Here is a 16,725-nt window from a genome sequence, read left to right as displayed (position 1 = left end):
TGTTCAGGGGCTTTTCTTTGTTGGGGGTATATTTAATTAGCGGCAGCTGTTATAATAACATTAGAACAGAATGGAGGGTATAAGATGTTCATTCAAATCGAACCTACATCAGAAATACCGATATATACCCAATTGGCAAATCAATTGATTGAATTGATTGCCACGGGAAGATTGAAGGCTTCCGAGGCATTGCCTTCCGTCCGCTCTCTCGCAGCGGATCTTGGTGTCAATATGCATACAGTGAACAAAGCCTATCATGAGCTGGAGAAGAAAAACATAATAGAAATCATACCGAAGTCAGGCGCCGTCATTAATGCAATATCCACAAAAGGCCCAAGCGAGATGCAATTGGAACTCATTAAACTGCATATGAAGCCGCTCATTGCAGAATCGATCGTGTACGGCATGGACAAGGAACAAATTTTATCAGTCGCCTCTTCAATCATTTCGGAAATTACGGAGGGATGAACAATGGTACTCACTTTATTTTTGACAATCATTTTATTTTTGACCGTCATGCAGGCGGCTATCCCCTTCCTTTTAAAGAAAACGATTGTTTTCGGAGTTACAATTCCTGAAGGGCATACAGATGACAAAGCTCTCGCAAACTATAAGAAAACCTATTCGGCAACGATATTCTTTATTGGTATCGCAGGAATGCTTGCTTACATGAATTGGGGAGTCGGAATGCAAGAGGATCGTCTTGTCTTCACCGGATTAGTCCTTCAATTCGTAATTCTTCTGATCAGCATGGCTCTTTACTTGTACTTTCATATTAAGACGATGAAAAGAAAGCGTGAGAATAATTGGGGAAGCAATCTTAAAAAGGTGCGAGTCGCAGACTTGACGAGCCGCTCCAACGATGAAATGCTTCCTTCCCTCATGTTCGCATTGCCTATCCCTATTACTCTGGGTTTAATCGGCTATACAGCAACCCAATACGGCGCCATGCCGGAGCTTATTCCGACCCATTGGGGCCCGGATGGACAGCCGGATTCATTCACCGGGAAAAGCCCTTTTTCAGTCATTGCATTACTGCTCACCCTTCTCATCATGCAAGGGATGATGCTTGCGATCAATGCTTCCACAAAGAAGTCTGGTGTGAAACTGAATGCAGCTAAAAGGACTACATCGCGCATTCAACAATTGTCGTTCAGGAAATACACAAGTTGGCTGCTCTTTTTAACATCAGTTTCATTGACAGTCCTCTTCGGCTTCTTTCAGCTGACGTCGATCCACGGAAACATAGGCGGGCCGATTCTCATGATGGCGATGCCTTTAGGATTTCTTTTCATCATATTGGTGGCAACCGCCGTATACGCATTCAAAGTCGGTCAAGGGGGCTCCCGGATTCAGCTTGAAATTGACGAGGATCCGATCCCCGGTGTTACGGATTCCGATGATGACGCCTATTGGAAAGCAGGCGTATTTTATGTAAATAAAAACGACCCTTCCATCTTTGTTGAAAAGAGGTTCGGGGTCGGTTGGACGTTGAACTTTGGCAATCCTATCGGCTATTTAATCATAATTGGTCCATTGCTCGTCATATTCGCAATCACATTTTTCTTGTAATGAAAAAACCGGCATTAGCCGGTTTTTTTAGTTGAAGACACTTGTACTGTGCAATGGTTGCAGTCTTGCTTTCGGGTCAATGAATGCTTTTGCATGGTTCACCGCAGTCGGAGCTTCCCCTAATCCAACAGCAATAAGCTTCACTTTCCCATCATAAGTCGTGACGTCCCCTGCTGCATAGATACCTTCTATATTCGTTTCCATTCTAGAATTGACAACGATCGAGTTACGGTCCATTTCAAGTCCCCACTCTTTGATCGCACCGAGGGATGAAATATTACCATAGTTGACGATGACGTGATCCACATGCAACGCTTCTTCTGAACCGTCCTTTTGTGCAATGACGACTTCCTTGACGATACCTTCTTCTCCAACGATCGACTTGATGGAACGGGACGTGAGCACATTCACTTTGGAAGACATTAATTGGTTCACGCTTGTTTCATGCGCAGTGAACCGTTCACGTCTGTGTACAAGTGATACGTTCGATGCAATGTCTTCGAGCATTAAAGCCCAATCCACTGCCGAATCCCCTCCGCCGCATACGAGCACGTCTTTCCCTTTGAAGAGCGATAGGTCTTTAATTCCATAATGCAATGTCTTACCTTCGAATGCGGCCTCTTCTGCCAAGCCGATTTTACGCGGCTGGAATGCACCAATTCCTGCAGTTAAAAGGATCGTGCGAGTCAAATGGGCGCCTTTGTCCGTTTGAAGGATGAAGTGATCCCCTTCACGTGTAGCAGAAATTGCAGTTTCGCCTAGATGTATTTCAGGCTTAGAATAATGAGCTTGTGTAACAAGATTTGCGACGAGATCCTTCGCTAGGATTTTCGGAAAGCCGCCTACATCGTAAATATATTTATCCGGATATAGCTCAATTAATTGCCCGCCAAGTTGTGGCAAGCTATCGATAATTTTCACCGACATTTCACGCATACCTGCATAGAACGATGCAAAAAGTCCTGTTGGTCCCCCACCTATGATTGTAATATCAACAATCTCATTACTCATCTATAAACACTCCAATGTTCTTTTAATTTGGATGGATATAAGAAAAATCCGTTTAATCAGTATACCCTACACATCTACTCTACACATTATCTATTATTTTTCAATAAAAAACACATAATTTGACTTGTGAAGTAGATTTTTTTACCATTATATTTACTGACCGTAAACACTCAAACAATTGGCTGCTCGCTTACTCTTCCTCCAAATGTTCCTCACAGAAAGCGGCTAGTTGAGCAATTTCGTCATCCTCAAGATCGAACTCGATGACTTTGTCGGTTGCCCGTTCAAAAAGATGATACGATGCCACCTTTCTTTCTCCTCCATCTACTGCGTAGATGACCCGAATGCCTGTACCTTTGTCATCATAAAGCTCATCTTCTTCATCAAATTGAACGTATATACGAAATTCGTATCTGCTTCCTGTTAAAATGCCAGTCGGATCAATGAGTTCGATCATGCTATATTCAATAATTTCCACTTAGTCTCATCCTCACATATTGTTTTCACTCTCATCTTACAGCATACTGCATGAAATGGTCACGTATTCTCTTCTATTGAAACATCTACTTCAGTGCATAAACTTTCTTTTGCATTTTCTTAATGATTAGTTAACAATGAAGATAGTGAATTGTATTCACACTAACACGTTACGGGGGAATGAAAATGCTTACGTTTGAAGAATTCCAGTACAAAAGACCTGAAATGGAAAGCATTAAACAAGAATTCAATAGCTTGCTTGAACAATTCCGCTCCGCGGGTTCGTTTGAGGATCAGAATGTTGTCATTGAAAAGTTAAATGCAATTGGTAGCAATTATTCTACACAATCCAACTTGATGTACATCCGTTCATCCATCGATACGAATGATGATTTCTATCAGACAGAACGAGAGTATTTCGATGAAATCGGGCCCGAATTCCAAGAACTCGGAACCGCATTCTACAAAGAACTTGTAAAGACGCCATTTCGGAAGGAGCTGGAAGAGAAATGGGGCACCCAGCTGTTCGCTTTAGCCGATAATGCAATCAAATCCTTTTCGCCGGAAGTTCTTCCGCTCCTCCAACAAGAGAATAAACTCACTTCCGAATATGCAAAGCTTGTCGCTTCCGCTCAAATCGAGTTTGACGGAAAGACATTGACCCTTGCCCAGCTTGGACCGTATGCTGAGTCCACTGATAGAGGCGTCAGAAAGTCCGCTATGGAAGCTTCCTATTCATTCTATGCTGAAAACGGCGACACTTTCGACCGTATCTACGATGACCTTGTGAAGGTGAGACATGAAATTGCAACGAAATTAGGGTTCAAAAACTTTGTGGAACTTGGCTATGCGAGGATGAACCGAATCGGCTACGACGCAGCTATGGTGGAAAACTTCCGTGATCAAGTGCGGGACTATATAGTACCGCTTGCGACGAAGTTATACGAGCGCCAAGCTGAACGAATCGGTGTTGAGAAATTGAAGTTCTACGATCAGTCCCTTAATTTCCTGAGTGGCAATGCGACTCCGAAAGGATCACCAGAGTGGATCATCGAAAACGGGAAGAGGATGTATGCAGAGCTTTCTCCCGAAACGGATGAGTTCTTCAAGTATATGACAGAAAAGCATCTTCTCGATTTGGAAGCGAAGAAAGGGAAAGAGGCGGGAGGCTATTGTACGTTCATCGATGACTATGACTCGCCTTTCATCTTTTCAAACTTTAATGGTACATCCGGTGATATCGATGTGCTGACTCACGAAGCAGGGCATGCTTTTCAAGTGTACTGCAGCCGTAACATCGGTATTCCTGAATACGTCTGGCCGACACATGAAGGAGCCGAGATCCATTCGATGAGCATGGAGTTCTTCACTTGGCCATGGATGGAACTGTTCTTTGAAGAAGATACGGAAAAATATAAGTTTGCCCATTTAAGCAGCGGACTGTTATTTTTACCATATGGCGTGGCGGTAGATGAATTCCAGCATGCCATTTACGAAAAACCGGAAATGACGCCAGAAGAACGTAAGGCGGAATGGAAGCGAATTGAAAAAACCTATTTGCCGATGCGTGACTACGATGGCAACCCTTATTTGGAAACAGGTTCTGTTTGGCAACGCCAATCGCATATTTATGAGGTTCCATTTTACTATATCGACTATACGTTGGCACAAATTTGCGCGTTCCAGTTTTGGAAGCGATCGTTTGAGGATCGCGACGCTGCATGGAAGGATTATTTGCACCTTTGTAAACTTGGCGGGTCGAAGCCGTTTACTGAGTTGGTGAAAGAGGCGAGTTTAATTTCGCCGTTCGAAGATGGATGTGTCGAGTCTGTCGTCGGTACGATTGAAGCATGGTTAAATTCGGTCGACGATAAAGCGCTATAATATTTGAAAGGGCTGCCTATAACGGCAGCCCTCAGACTGTAGACAAACACCCTGAATTTCCGGGTTTGCCTACAGTCTTTTTCTTTTAAAATAGAGATAAAGCTAAAAGTGTTGATTTCCGCTGCGAGCGGACGCTTTCCGCGGGCACGGCTTCAGCCAATCGAACAGCGAAGGGTTCGATTTGTCTAATTTCTGCGGGTTGTGCAGAAATTAGACAGCACCCCTATGCTCGTAACGCTACGCTTTTACTCGCAAAAGCCGTTCTTCGTTACGGCTTTCGCTCAGTCCAGGGTCTTCAGCTCGTGCTGTTCCCGCAGGAGTCGCCGCTCTCCGCTCCAATCAACAGTGTTTCCTATTAAATGAATGAGGTGATGGATATGATGACGAAGAATCAAATTAATGAACGCGAACAGTTGGAAATGCTAACAATAGAACAGTTGGTTCCTCAGGACCATCTGGTTCGCAAACTGGATGCGGCCCTTGATTTCTCCTTCATCTATCCATTAGTTGAAAATCTGTATTCAACCATTGGGCGACCTAGCATTGATCCTGTCGTACTCATCAAGATGACATTCATTCGGTATACCTTCGGTATCCGCTCCATGCGCCAGACAATCAAGGAAATTGAAACGAACGTGGCTTATCGCTGGTTCCTAGGCTTCGGCTTTCATACTGAGGTTCCTCACTTCTCCACATTCGGAAGAACTATGTCCGTCGATTTGCAGATACTGATCTATTTGAGCAGATCTTCTATAAAGTTCTAAACGAGGTGGCAAACCGTGGGCTTCTCAGTCCGGAACATGTCTTCATTGACTCGACCCATGTGAAAGCAAGCGCGAACAAAAGGAAGTTTGAAAAGAAGGTAGTGCGTAAAGAGACGCGGGCGTTTGAGAAGAAGCTCCAAGAGGAGCTCAACCTGGATCGTGAAAAGAATGGAAAAAAGCCGTTCCCACCGCACAAGTCTGAAAAGGAAGAGTACAAGGAAATCAAGGAGTCGACAACAGATCCGGAAAGTGGTTATTTCGTTAAAGATGAAAGGACAAAGCAGTTTGCCTATTCTTTTCACGCTGCCACGTACGAAAAGGGGTTTGTACTTGCAAATATCGTGACACCAGGGAATGTCCACGACAGCACTATGCTTGAACCATTAGTCCAGAAGATCATCGACCAGGTAGGACGTCCAGTCGTCGTTGCCGCCGATGTAGCATACAAAACACCAGCCATTGCCAACTTTCTTTTAGAGAATCACGTTCTCCCTGCACTTCCGTACAAACGACCAATGACGAAGGAAGGCTGTTTCAGAAAACATGAGTATGTCTATGACGAGCATTACGACTGCTATCTCTGTCCCGAAGGACAGGTGCCTACCTACCGAACAACAACGAAGGAAGGATATCGCCAGAATGCATCGACGCCTCTATTTGTGCCGCGTGTCCAGTGATTGGCCGATGCACGCAAAGTAAGAATCAACAAAAGATGATTCAACGGCATATCTGGCAGGACTATTTGGATGTAGCTGAGGACTTGCGACACAACCATGAAATTAAGGAAACATACGGGAAACCCAAAGAGACGATTGAGCGCGTCTTTGCTGATGCAAAAGAAAAGCATGGCATGCGATAGACACCCCTCCGGGGACTTAAAAAAATGTCCATGCAGGCGATGCTAACTTTTGCTGCCATAAATTTGAAGAAACTGGCCAGATGGACGTGGAGAGCGCCGGCTATGGAGGCTGAAATGATACCCCTGTCTTAAGGATTTCCAGTTGATTGGAGTGCAGGGCGGCGACTCCTGGGGGATTAGCGCAGCGTGAAGACCCCGCAGGAAGAGCCGTTACGAAGAACGGCTTTTGCGACTAAAGCGAAGCGTTAGGAGCAGCATGATGCCTTAATTTCTGCATAGTTCGCAGAAATACGGCAAAGCGAACACTTCGCTGTTCGCTTGGCTGAGGGCAAGCCCCCCGGAAAGCGTCCGCCCGGAACGGAAATCAACGTTATTTCAGTCTACTGACAGTTAAAATGTAGATGTTTAAGCAAAAGGGTTGGAAATCTATGATTTCCAACCCTTTTGTCTACAGTCTGAGGGCTGCCTATAACGGCAGCCCTTTTATAGTTGATTACATTAATCCGATTGCATTTCCTTTTTCATCGATATCCATTTGTAAAGCTGCCGGTTTTTTCGGCAATCCTGGCATCGTCATAATATCTCCCGTCAGACAGACAAGGAATCCTGCTCCGAGCTTCGGAATGATTTCACGGATTGTAATCGTAAAATCTTTTGGTCTCCCAAGCTTCTTAGGGTCATCTGAGAAGGAGTATTGCGTTTTCGCCATGCAGACAGGCAGGATATCCCAACCATTCTGTTCGATCTGCAATAAATCCTTCTTTGCCTTATCAGTCAGGATGACTCCCTTTCCTCCATATGCTTTTTGGACAATCGCCGTAATTTTATCAATGACGGGTTCCTCCACATCGTATAGGGGTGTAAAATCATTTGGTTCCTCCAACAGTTCAAGAACTTGCTTAGCCAAGTCCAGACCTCCTGCGCCGCCTTGTCCCCAAACGTCGGTCAGTGCCGCACGGACGCCTTTACCCGCACACCATTTCAGAATGAATTCAAGCTCTGCCGCAGAATCTGTAATGAACCGGTTCAAAGCGACGACAGGTTGCACCCCAAAGGATCGGACGGTTTCCACATGCTTCTCAAGATTCACGATGCCCTCCATAACTGCTTGGACATTTTCCTTCCCAAGGTCCGTCTTCGCGACTCCACCATGCATTTTCAATGCACGGATTGTTGTCACAAGAACGACTGCATCCGGGGCAAAGCCGCCTTTACGTGCTTTAATATCCATAAATTTCTCAGCGCCGAGATCTGATCCGAATCCCGCTTCCGTTACAACGATATCAGCCAATCGTCTAGCCGTATTTGTTGCCATTAATGAGTTGCAGCCATGGGCAATATTTGCGAACGGTCCGCCATGAATCAAAGCAGGCGTCCCTTCAATCGTCTGGACGAGATTTGGTTTGAATGCTTCCTTCAACAATAAAGTCAAAGCTCCTTCAACACCCAAATCCCTTACAGTGACCGCTTCCTTGTCATACGTATATCCAATCACCATTTGTGACAAGCGTTCCTTCAAATCGGCCAAACTAGTCGCCAAGCAGAACACGGCCATGATTTCGGAAGCGACGGTAATATCGAAGCCATCCTCCCTCGGCACACCTTGTCCCGGTCCGCCGAGACCAATTGTAATATGGCGCAATGCCCGATCATTCATATCCATAGCACGCTTCCAAGTGATCCGCCGAGGGTCGATTTGCAATGCGTTTCCTTGATGTAAATGATTATCGATCATTGCACTAAGCGCATTATTTGCAGTCGTAATTGCATGGATATCCCCATTGAAATGCAGGTTGATTTCTTCCATCGGTAAAACTTGTGCATAGCCGCCTCCTGCAGCGCCACCCTTCACTCCCATGACCGGTCCGAGGGATGGTTCGCGTAAAGCAATCATCGATTTTTCACCTAACTGTGCCAATGCATCAGCAAGGCCTACAGTCACTGTCGACTTTCCTTCCCCCGCAGGCGTCGGACTTGTCGCAGTCACTAGCACGACTTTACCGAAGGATTTCGCAGTCGACAATTTTGACACATCAATTTTCGCTTTGTACCTTCCGTACGGTTCAACTGCCTCTTCTGGAATCCCAGCATTTCTTGCGATATCCGCTATCGGCTGCATCACTGCAGAAGCAGCAATCGCTAAATCCGTTAATGGTTTTGCTTTTTCCGTCAACATGGCCACACCCTTCTCTATGCCTCTAATCAATACGCTTAACAACAACTTTACTATGATTGCATAATCATAATTCCAATTAGCTCACTCTTTTATACGCAAAACAAGTTTCCCGAATTGTTCACTGCTCTCCAAGTCCTGGAAAGCCTCCAAACCGTCTTCTAGACGGTATACTTTGTCAATGACAGGTTTCGTTCCAAATTCCTCAACATGCTTCAACATCGCCCGCAGCTCTTCCCTGCTGCCCATCGTGGAGCCGAATAGCTGATATTGACCGTAGAAGAATTTTCGCAGATCCAACTCGATCACATCTTCAGTCGTTGCTCCGAATACAACAATCCTTCCACCCGGCTTCAGCAATTCTAACGAACGGTTAAATGTGGCCCTTCCGACGCTCTCGATAACAAGGTCGATTGTTTCATTCGTTAGAGCCTCTGCCCAATCACCGTTCGTATCAATCGCCAAATCAGCGCCTAGCTCCAATGCCTTCTTTCGCTTTTCTTCCGAACGTGAACTGACGATAACACGTGCTCCCGTATTTTTGGCGAACTGGATGAGATATGTTGCAACTCCACTCCCAGCTCCCGGAATGAAGACTGTATCCCCTTTTTTCAATTCACCTTGTGTAAATAAGGCTCGATAGCCTGTTAACGCAGCTAAAGCAAGTACAGATGCTTCGTCCATTGATAGATTGTCAGGCTTTCTCTCAATCTGATCGGCGGAAATGGCAATTTTCTCTGCAAACGTGCCATGGTCAGGCATACCTAAAATGTCGAATCCTTCTGGCGGTGCTGCGCTTTGTTCGAACCAACGCAACGATGGATTAATGATCACCTCATCACCAACCGACCAGTTGTCCACGCCTTCTCCGATTGATTCGATGACCCCCGCCCCGTCGGAACCGAGTATAAGCGGTTCCGCCACACTTCCCCGGCGTTCGGGTACTTTAATATCCCTCCGATTCAACCCCGCGGCATGCAATGCAACGACGACTTCACCATTCCTAGCAATCGGCTCTTGCATTTCATCAATTTTCAATTGACCATTTACATGAATGACCGCCTTCACACGACAACCCCCGTTAAAATATTCTATGAATTGTATACTATTCTATCATACAACATCCGCCAATTATTTTCATATCGATAACAATTAAAAAACGCAAAGAAGAAATCTCCTTTGCGCTGTGCAGCTACTTGCTATTTAGTTGATGATGTCAATGTTACGACAATCACTTCAGGGCGATTGAACACTCGTACTGGAACGAGGCTGTTGCCTAAACCTCTGCTTACGACCATGATGGTCCCGTCCAGTTCATGCACGCCGGATGTGTATTTCGGGAACCATCCTTGCCCCGGTGCCACCAATCCTCCAATGACTGGAATACGGATTTGCCCTCCGTGGGCATGCCCACTGAAAATGAGATCTATTTGACGTTCAACGTACACATTAAACTGTTCGGGTCGATGCGATAACAGGATTTTGAACATCTCATCCGGAATGTCTTGAAATGCTTCATTTATGACTTGTTCAACATACTCCTTCTCATCCAGATTGCTGGACAATGGATCCTCAATGCCACCGATGGCAATCTGTTCACCTTCCCCGTTACCAATTAACACCGACTCATTTGATAATACTTTCACGCCTAATTCCGTCAGCTCATTTTTAATATGCTCTTCGTCATTTGTAGAAATTTCATGATTACCAGTGACAAAATAAAAAGACGCTACATCTTGCAACTGTTTGACGATTTCTAAACTCTGATCCAGGTCATATCGGTTCCGGTCAATGAAATCACCTGTAATGAAAATAGCGTCCGGCGACAAGCCATTCACTTTATTCACTAAGTCAGAGTTGCTTTCACCAAACTTCGAATCATGGATATCGGAAAGTTGGATAATGCGGAAATGATTCAAGCTTTCAGGAAGACCGTTAACTTCAATTTCTACCATGGTTACTCCGAAGGTCGTATTCTCTTTATAAAGATATAGTCCAAACAGCAATAATAGGATAAAGAATAACAGGATGCCATGGCGTTTTCTTCGTTTTCTTACGGACATTCAGCTTACAGCCAACGTTTCTTTACTTTTGCAAGCTCCAATAATTCGAGTACGTCCTTCTTCGGTAATTCCGTCAGAATGGAAAGAAGTTCACGCTCCGCGAGCCTTCTCCCTCTCCCGCTCCGATAACGTTCTTTATTCTCTGCATCTATTGAGCTGTAAAGCTGATCCAGTTTTCCGTCCTGCTCATCCCCATCTTTCACAATGATCAAATTCTCGCGCAGCCGTTCATACAGCATATCAACATTCGAAGAACTGCTTGCAGTGAATGCACGTGAAGTTCTAGGGTCTCCCAAAATCAATTCATCTGTTGAAACGTTGAATCTCTCGGATATTTTTGCAATCCATGCTGCGGAAGGGGCATTCTTACCTTTCTCCCAATCTTTGATTCTACTGGCGGATGTGCCGATTGCCGCTCCAAACGCCATCATTGATAGGCCTCTTTGCTCTCTCAAGGCCTTTAATCTGATACCAAAGTCTTCTTTACTCCAATCGTTCACGGTGATGCCTCCTCCTATTTACTTATCTCTATATTATTTTTCTTAGTTCCTTCTGTCAATCTTAATTTATTTTTCTATTAAATATTCAGTAACCGGTTTGCTGGCGCTTATAATTTTCTTCGTTTTTTTCCAAATACGCATCCATTATTTCAATATAGGAAATACCGATTCGGTTTGCTATTGCTCCATAGTGAATCCATATGTTTTCATAGCTTTCCTTATCTGTGTGCATCATAAATTTTTGGATAGCGGACATTGTTTGCATGAAGACGTCAGTCAAATCCCCTTCCACTTCGCCTTCTGGCCACACTTTCAACGTATCTAAACCTTTTTCGATTCCTAAAGATAGAAGAAAATGAATCGAGTCTACATATTCCTCCAATATAACTTTTCGCTCAGATGGTCCCTTTGAACTCCAAAACTTAAAACACCTTGTCTCATTGGCCAATTCTGCAAGTTCGACGAGAAGAGCCAGCCCTTTTTCTTTGAAAACATCATTGCTTACGAATTGTTTCTTTTGGATGTACGCATCCAGTTCCCGCTGCATCGTGAATAATTTCGTCAATTCCATTAAAAAACCTCCAAAAGCGTAAATATCTTGAAACCAAACTGAATCTCGTGCGTATAAGTAGAAGACTATATCTATTTTTGTGAGGGGATGCTGTTATGGGATTGTTGATCCGCTTTGTCATCATTGCATTCATCGTCTATTTATTTTATCGCGGTATCCGCTATTTACTGGATCCGAAACGGAAATTGGACGAGGCGTATGAACAAGAGCAATATTACTTCTATGATGATGTAAAAAATGTTAGGAAGAACTTCTTTATCACATATAAAGGTGCCCTCTTTGAAGGTGAAAAATATTTAGGGACTACGGAAGACTCCTTTGATGTCGTTTCTATTTTCGTTTGGGTGAAAGATGAAACGAAGCTTCAAGGGTTTACAAAAGATGATTTTCATTTCTTGTCTTCCGAAATCACTTCCAATTATCCGAAAGCTGAAGTCAGTTGGAAAAACCCAATTGAAGCGTTGATGAAAGCCCGTTAACATAGCGGGCTTTTCTTATTTATTTATGCACTATTTCCACCGAATGGATCAATGCCTAGCAGGTAGATGATGACTCCTATGTAGATTAATGCGAGCAGCAGAAAGCCTATCCGGAATTCTGTGTGGCGCGTTTTATGGCTGAATGCCATCATGCCCAAATACGAACCGATACCACCACCGACGATGGCAAGTAGCCATAATGTCTTCTCAGGCACCCTGCGCCGACGCTTCTTCGATTGCTTCTTATCATATCCCATTGTGATAAAAGACCAGATTGATATAAATATGATCCAGCTGATAATCATAACATTCATATATTCAACTCCCTATCCCCTATTCTACACTTTATTGATTGGACTTAGGAAGAAGAACTATATTAAGTTCATAAGTTTTCTTTCCTATTTTTAAAAGCAAAACAATAAGCCCCGCTGCCGTAAACGGCGCGGGGCTCTATATTGAATCAATCGCTTATTTTGCGACTGATTTTTTTGCTGTTTCTGCAAGTTGTGCAAATGCTTGTGCATCTGTTACTGCAAGGTCAGCAAGCATTTTGCGGTTCACTTCGATGCCAGCCACTTTAAGACCGTGCATCAATGTGCTGTATGAAAGACCATTCATACGTGCTGCCGCGTTGATACGTGTGATCCATAGTTTACGGAAATCACGTTTTTTCTGACGGCGGTCACGGTATGCATAGTTAAATGATTTCATGACCTGTTGGTTTGCTACTTTGTAAAGTCTATGTTTAGATCCAAAATAGCCTTTAGCTAATTTCAATACTCGATTACGGCGCTTGCGCGTCACTGTTCCACCTTTTACGCGTGGCATAGTTCATTACCTCCTGCTATTCCTAAAGAATGTTGTAATAGTGGTTCAAAAAGAGGATATGGTGAACTTGGGCTGACGTATGTCGCCACGCCTTCGTACATCGTACTCTTTGAACGGAATTTTAAAAATGATTATTTCATGTATGTGATCATTTCACGGATACGTTTGTAGTCGCCTGAAGAAACAAGTGCAGCTTTACGCAAGTGGCGTTTCGCTTTTGTAGACTTGTTGGCAAAAAGGTGACTTGTGTATGCACGGCCGCGTTTCACTTTACCAGTTGCAGTTTTCTTGAAACGTTTCGCGGATCCGCGGTGAGTTTTCATTTTTGGCATGATCTGTTCCTCCTAAATCGTTCGCGTTACTTTTTTTCGGCAGTCGGGGCAAGTATTAGGAACATGCTCCGGCCTTCCATTTTCGGTTTTACTTCAACCGTTGAGAATTCTTTGCATTCTTCTGCAAAGCGGTCCAATACACGTTGTCCAATTTCCTTGTGCGTAATTGCACGACCACGGAAACGGATAGACGCTTTTACTTTGTCCCCTGCTTGCAAGAATTTGATACCGTTGCGAAGTTTTGTTTGAAAATCATGCTCATCAATTGTAGGGCTTAAACGCACTTCTTTGAGGTTGATGACTTTCTGGTTCTTTCTCGCTTCACGTTCTTTCTTCTGTTGTTCAAACTTGAACTTACCGTAGTCCATGACACGGGCTACCGGTGGTTTTGCTGTTGGAGCGACAAGGACAAGATCCAAATTCGCACGTGCTGCAATGTCAAGTGCCTCGTTGCGTGTTTTGATTCCAAGCTGGTCGCCGTTGTGGTCAATGAGGCGAAGCTCGCGGGCACGGATGCCCTCATTTACGTACATGTCTTTGCTAATAGTAATCCACCTCCGAATGTTGTCTCGCGAATACACGGTTTGGGTACACCGTCCAGCATTCCGACGGTCCCATTGTTCATTCGTTTAATAAGAGCCGGACAATAAAAAAAGTAGACAAAAGCAACTTTTGTCTACCCGCTTATGTGTACGTGCATTAGCATGCACGGCACGTTCACTCATGTGCTGACCTGTCAACAACGGTATGCGTCGATCAGGTGAGAAGCGGGCAGCTCCTTCTTATACCACAAACTGTATTCATTAACCTTAATAAGTCTATCATCTTGAACTTTCATTGTCAACATAAAACTTTAAAACATAAATCGAAGTACAGTTAATTTCCGCTTCAGGCGGACGCTTTCCGTGGGCATGGCTTCAGCCTCCTCACTCCGCTTCGCTTCGTTGCGGGGTCTTCAGCTCATGTTATTCCCACTGGAGTCGCCGCCTTCCGCTTCAATTAACGGTGTTTCCTATTAATCAACACTAATTATTCTACAACCATTTTTATTAATTATCGTGTGATACATCAGCTTTTATTAGCTTCAAGAAATCATCGAATGGCATGCTCTCGGATTTTTGTTCGCCGTATTTCCTTACGTTCACTTCGCCGGATTCGACTTCTTTATCGCCGAGGACGAGCATGTAAGGGATTTTTTGTACTTGTGCTTCACGAATCTTGTAACCGATTTTTTCATCGCGGCTGTCGAGGTCGATTCGGAATCCTTCTGCGACAAGTTTTTCCCTAATTTCGTTTGCATAGTCGAAATGGGCTTCCGGTGAGACCGGGATTACTTCGACTTGAACTGGTGCTAGCCATGTCGGGAATACGCCTTTGTATTCTTCGATCAGGAATGCGACGAATCTTTCCATAGTCGAAACTACGCCACGGTGAATGACGACTGGGCGATGATGCTTGCCGTCTTCTCCGACGTATGTGAGATCGAAACGTTCAGGAAGCAAGAAGTCCAACTGGACAGTTGAAAGTGTCTCTTCCATGCCGATTGCCGTTTTCACTTGCACGTCTAGTTTTGGTCCGTAGAAGGCTGCTTCTCCGTCTGCTTCCACGTAAGGAAGACCCATTTCGTCCATCGTTTCTTTTAGCATGCTTTGTGCGCGTTCCCACATTTCGTCATCGTCAAAGTATTTTTCTGTATCTTCCGGATCGCGATACGATAGACGGAACGAATAGTCATTAATATTGAAGTCTTTATAGACATCGATAACGAGCTGGACGACCCGCTTGAATTCTTCCTTGATCTGATCCGGGCGAACGAAAATATGTGCATCATTCAATGTCATTCCACGTACACGTTGCAGACCCGATAGAGCACCTGACATTTCATAGCGATGCATCGTGCCGAGCTCCGCAATGCGGATTGGCAAGTTACGATAGGAGTGAATGCCATTTTTATAGATCATCATATGATGAGGGCAGTTCATCGGACGGAGAACGAGATCTTCATTGTCCATGCTCATGACAGGGAACATGCCGTCCTGGTAGTGTCCCCAGTGACCTGATGTCTTGTAAAGTTCAACGCTCCCTAGTACCGGTGTATAGACGTGATCATAGCCAAGCTTCACTTCTTTATCGACGATGTAGCGTTCGATGATGCGGCGGATCGTAGCACCTTTCGGCAACCAAAGCGGAAGGCCTTGACCGACTTTTTGGGAGTTCGTGAATAAATTCAATTCCTTCCCGATTTTGCGGTGATCTCGTTCCTTCGCCTCTTCCAGCATCCGGAGATGTTCTTGAAGCTCATCCTTTTTAAAGAATGCTGTTCCGTAAATCCGTTGGAGCATTTTATTTTTCGAATCGCCACGCCAATATGCGCCTGCGATGCTCAATAATTTGAATTCTTTCAGTTTGCCCGTCGAAGGAACATGGACGCCTCGACAAAGATCGAAAAATTCGCCTTGTTCATAGATGGAAACTTGCTCGCCTTCCGGAATCGCTTCTAGCAGTTCGATCTTGTATGGATCTTCAATTTCTTTAAAACGCTTTTCCGCTTCATCACGAGACACGTCAATTCGTGTGACTGGAAGATTTTCACCGATGATCCGCTTCATTTCTTTTTCAAGTTCAGGAAGGTCTTCAGCTGTAATTGGTGTCGGTGAATCGATATCGTAGTAGAATCCGTTGTCGATGACCGGGCCAATTCCTAACTTGGCGTCCGGGAATTTTCTTTTAACTGCCTGTGCTAGTAGATGCGCAGTACTATGACGCAGAATTTCTAATGCTTCCGGTGATTGTGGTGTAATGATTGCAATATCGCCGTCTTCTTCAATCGGCGTTTTCAGGTCGATGAGCTGGTCACCGATTTTGCCGGCAAGTGCGCTTTTTCTAAGCCCCGGGCTGATGGAGCCTGCCACTTCTTCTGTTGTTGTGCCTTTCGGAAACTCTTTTATCGCCCCATCTGGGAATTTCAGTTGAATATTCTCTGCCATTGTCAGCACTCCTTACTTGTTTTTTTAAACAAAAAAAGCCCCATCCCTATAAAGGGACGAAGCTGTTGTTCGTGGTTCCACCCTTCTTCCTTCCATCCGGTCATTCAACCGGAAAGATGAAGCTTGAAACGGCTAACGGGCCGGGGTCCGTCATCGGCTACTTAAGTCTTTTCACCGATGCTGCTCCAAGGTGGTAAATCGATCCTCTGCACTTCAGGGCTTCCA

Annotated in this window: 16 protein-coding genes, 1 pseudogene and 1 other annotated feature; of the genes and pseudogenes, 5 read left to right on the top strand and 12 right to left on the bottom strand. The window is 44.6% G+C overall.

The genetic code is table 11. From position 1 onward, the window contains the following. Positions 1 to 84 precede the first annotated feature (84 nt). Positions 85 to 468 (top strand): GntR family transcriptional regulator, encoded by a 384-nt coding sequence (locus tag NIT04_RS05905; RefSeq protein WP_252502664.1) that lies wholly within the window; start codon positions 85 to 87, stop codon positions 466 to 468. 3 nt (positions 469 to 471) lie between these two features. Next, entirely contained in the window at positions 472 to 1,572 is a 1,101-nt protein-coding gene (locus NIT04_RS05900; protein ID WP_252502663.1) for a DUF1648 domain-containing protein, read from the top strand. Between the two features lie 27 nt (positions 1,573 to 1,599). Here the strand turns inward: NIT04_RS05900 and NIT04_RS05895 are convergent, their stop codons facing one another. Together NIT04_RS05895 and NIT04_RS05890 are read right to left on the bottom strand one after the other, a co-directional pair. Beyond that, positions 1,600 to 2,583: an NAD(P)/FAD-dependent oxidoreductase gene (locus NIT04_RS05895; RefSeq protein ID WP_252502662.1), complete on the bottom strand. Its 984-nt coding sequence runs from the start codon at positions 2,581 to 2,583 to the stop codon at positions 1,600 to 1,602. Between the two features lie 190 nt (positions 2,584 to 2,773). Continuing rightward, complete coding sequence (locus NIT04_RS05890; protein ID WP_252502661.1) at positions 2,774 to 3,061, bottom strand: DUF6509 family protein; 288 nt, start codon at positions 3,059 to 3,061, stop codon at positions 2,774 to 2,776. Between the two features lie 185 nt (positions 3,062 to 3,246). Here NIT04_RS05890 and NIT04_RS05885 point away from each other — a divergent pair, with 185 nt between their 5' ends. After that, positions 3,247 to 4,944: a M3 family oligoendopeptidase gene (locus tag NIT04_RS05885; protein ID WP_252502660.1), complete on the top strand. Its 1,698-nt coding sequence runs from the start codon at positions 3,247 to 3,249 to the stop codon at positions 4,942 to 4,944. A gap of 377 nt (positions 4,945 to 5,321) precedes the next feature. Next, positions 5,322 to 6,699: pseudogene (locus NIT04_RS05880) on the top strand (IS1182 family transposase). A gap of 361 nt (positions 6,700 to 7,060) precedes the next feature. On the opposite strand, the gene NIT04_RS05875 reads toward NIT04_RS05880, so the two are convergent. The 5 genes from NIT04_RS05875 to NIT04_RS05855 all read right to left on the bottom strand — a co-directional run bounded on the left by NIT04_RS05875 (position 7,061) and on the right by NIT04_RS05855 (position 11,874). Next, positions 7,061 to 8,743, bottom strand: coding sequence for a formate--tetrahydrofolate ligase (locus tag NIT04_RS05875; RefSeq protein ID WP_252502659.1), 1,683 nt, complete (start codon positions 8,741 to 8,743; stop codon positions 7,061 to 7,063). Between the two features lie 81 nt (positions 8,744 to 8,824). Continuing rightward, on the bottom strand, positions 8,825 to 9,808 hold the full coding sequence (locus NIT04_RS05870; protein WP_252502658.1) for a zinc-binding dehydrogenase: 984 nt from the start codon (positions 9,806 to 9,808) through the stop codon (positions 8,825 to 8,827). 131 nt (positions 9,809 to 9,939) lie between these two features. Then, entirely contained in the window at positions 9,940 to 10,803 is an 864-nt protein-coding gene (locus tag NIT04_RS05865; protein ID WP_252502657.1) for a metallophosphoesterase, read from the bottom strand. Positions 10,804 to 10,808: 5 nt separating this feature from the next. Further along, positions 10,809 to 11,303: a helix-turn-helix domain-containing protein gene (locus tag NIT04_RS05860; protein ID WP_252502656.1), complete on the bottom strand. Its 495-nt coding sequence runs from the start codon at positions 11,301 to 11,303 to the stop codon at positions 10,809 to 10,811. 85 nt (positions 11,304 to 11,388) lie between these two features. Then, the gene (locus tag NIT04_RS05855) at positions 11,389 to 11,874 is read right to left on the bottom strand and encodes a dUTP diphosphatase (RefSeq protein WP_252502655.1); all 486 of its coding nucleotides are present in this window, start codon (positions 11,872 to 11,874) and stop codon (positions 11,389 to 11,391) included. 95 nt (positions 11,875 to 11,969) lie between these two features. Between NIT04_RS05855 and NIT04_RS05850 the strand changes: the two genes are divergently transcribed. Next, complete coding sequence (locus NIT04_RS05850) at positions 11,970 to 12,353, top strand: sigma-w pathway protein ysdB (protein ID WP_252502654.1); 384 nt, start codon at positions 11,970 to 11,972, stop codon at positions 12,351 to 12,353. A gap of 23 nt (positions 12,354 to 12,376) precedes the next feature. Here NIT04_RS05850 and NIT04_RS05845 read toward each other — a convergent pair whose 3' ends face one another. From NIT04_RS05845 to thrS, 5 genes are all read right to left on the bottom strand, one after another. Then, a complete protein-coding gene (locus NIT04_RS05845) occupies positions 12,377 to 12,667 on the bottom strand; it encodes a DUF1294 domain-containing protein (RefSeq protein WP_252502653.1) in 291 nt (96 codons plus the stop codon). Between the two features lie 154 nt (positions 12,668 to 12,821). Next, positions 12,822 to 13,181 (bottom strand): 50S ribosomal protein L20, encoded by a 360-nt coding sequence (rplT, locus tag NIT04_RS05840; protein ID WP_060209871.1) that lies wholly within the window; start codon positions 13,179 to 13,181, stop codon positions 12,822 to 12,824. Positions 13,182 to 13,312: 131 nt separating this feature from the next. Beyond that, positions 13,313 to 13,513, bottom strand: coding sequence for a 50S ribosomal protein L35 (gene rpmI, locus NIT04_RS05835; RefSeq protein ID WP_252502652.1), 201 nt, complete (start codon positions 13,511 to 13,513; stop codon positions 13,313 to 13,315). A gap of 26 nt (positions 13,514 to 13,539) precedes the next feature. Further along, positions 13,540 to 14,046 (bottom strand): translation initiation factor IF-3, encoded by a 507-nt coding sequence (gene infC, locus NIT04_RS05830; RefSeq protein ID WP_252502651.1) that lies wholly within the window; start codon positions 14,044 to 14,046, stop codon positions 13,540 to 13,542. A gap of 108 nt (positions 14,047 to 14,154) precedes the next feature. After that, positions 14,155 to 14,303, bottom strand: a sequence feature (ribosomal protein L20 leader region). Between the two features lie 259 nt (positions 14,304 to 14,562). After that, the gene (thrS, locus tag NIT04_RS05825; protein WP_252502650.1) at positions 14,563 to 16,500 is read right to left on the bottom strand and encodes a threonine--tRNA ligase; all 1,938 of its coding nucleotides are present in this window, start codon (positions 16,498 to 16,500) and stop codon (positions 14,563 to 14,565) included. Positions 16,501 to 16,725 lie beyond the last annotated feature (225 nt).

The sequence above is a fragment of the Sporosarcina sp. Marseille-Q4943 genome, assembly GCF_943736995.1.
Taxonomy (GTDB): domain Bacteria; phylum Bacillota; class Bacilli; order Bacillales_A; family Planococcaceae; genus Sporosarcina.
The sequence above is the reverse complement of the archived record's forward strand: the minus strand, read 5'-3'. Positions and strand labels throughout refer to the sequence as shown.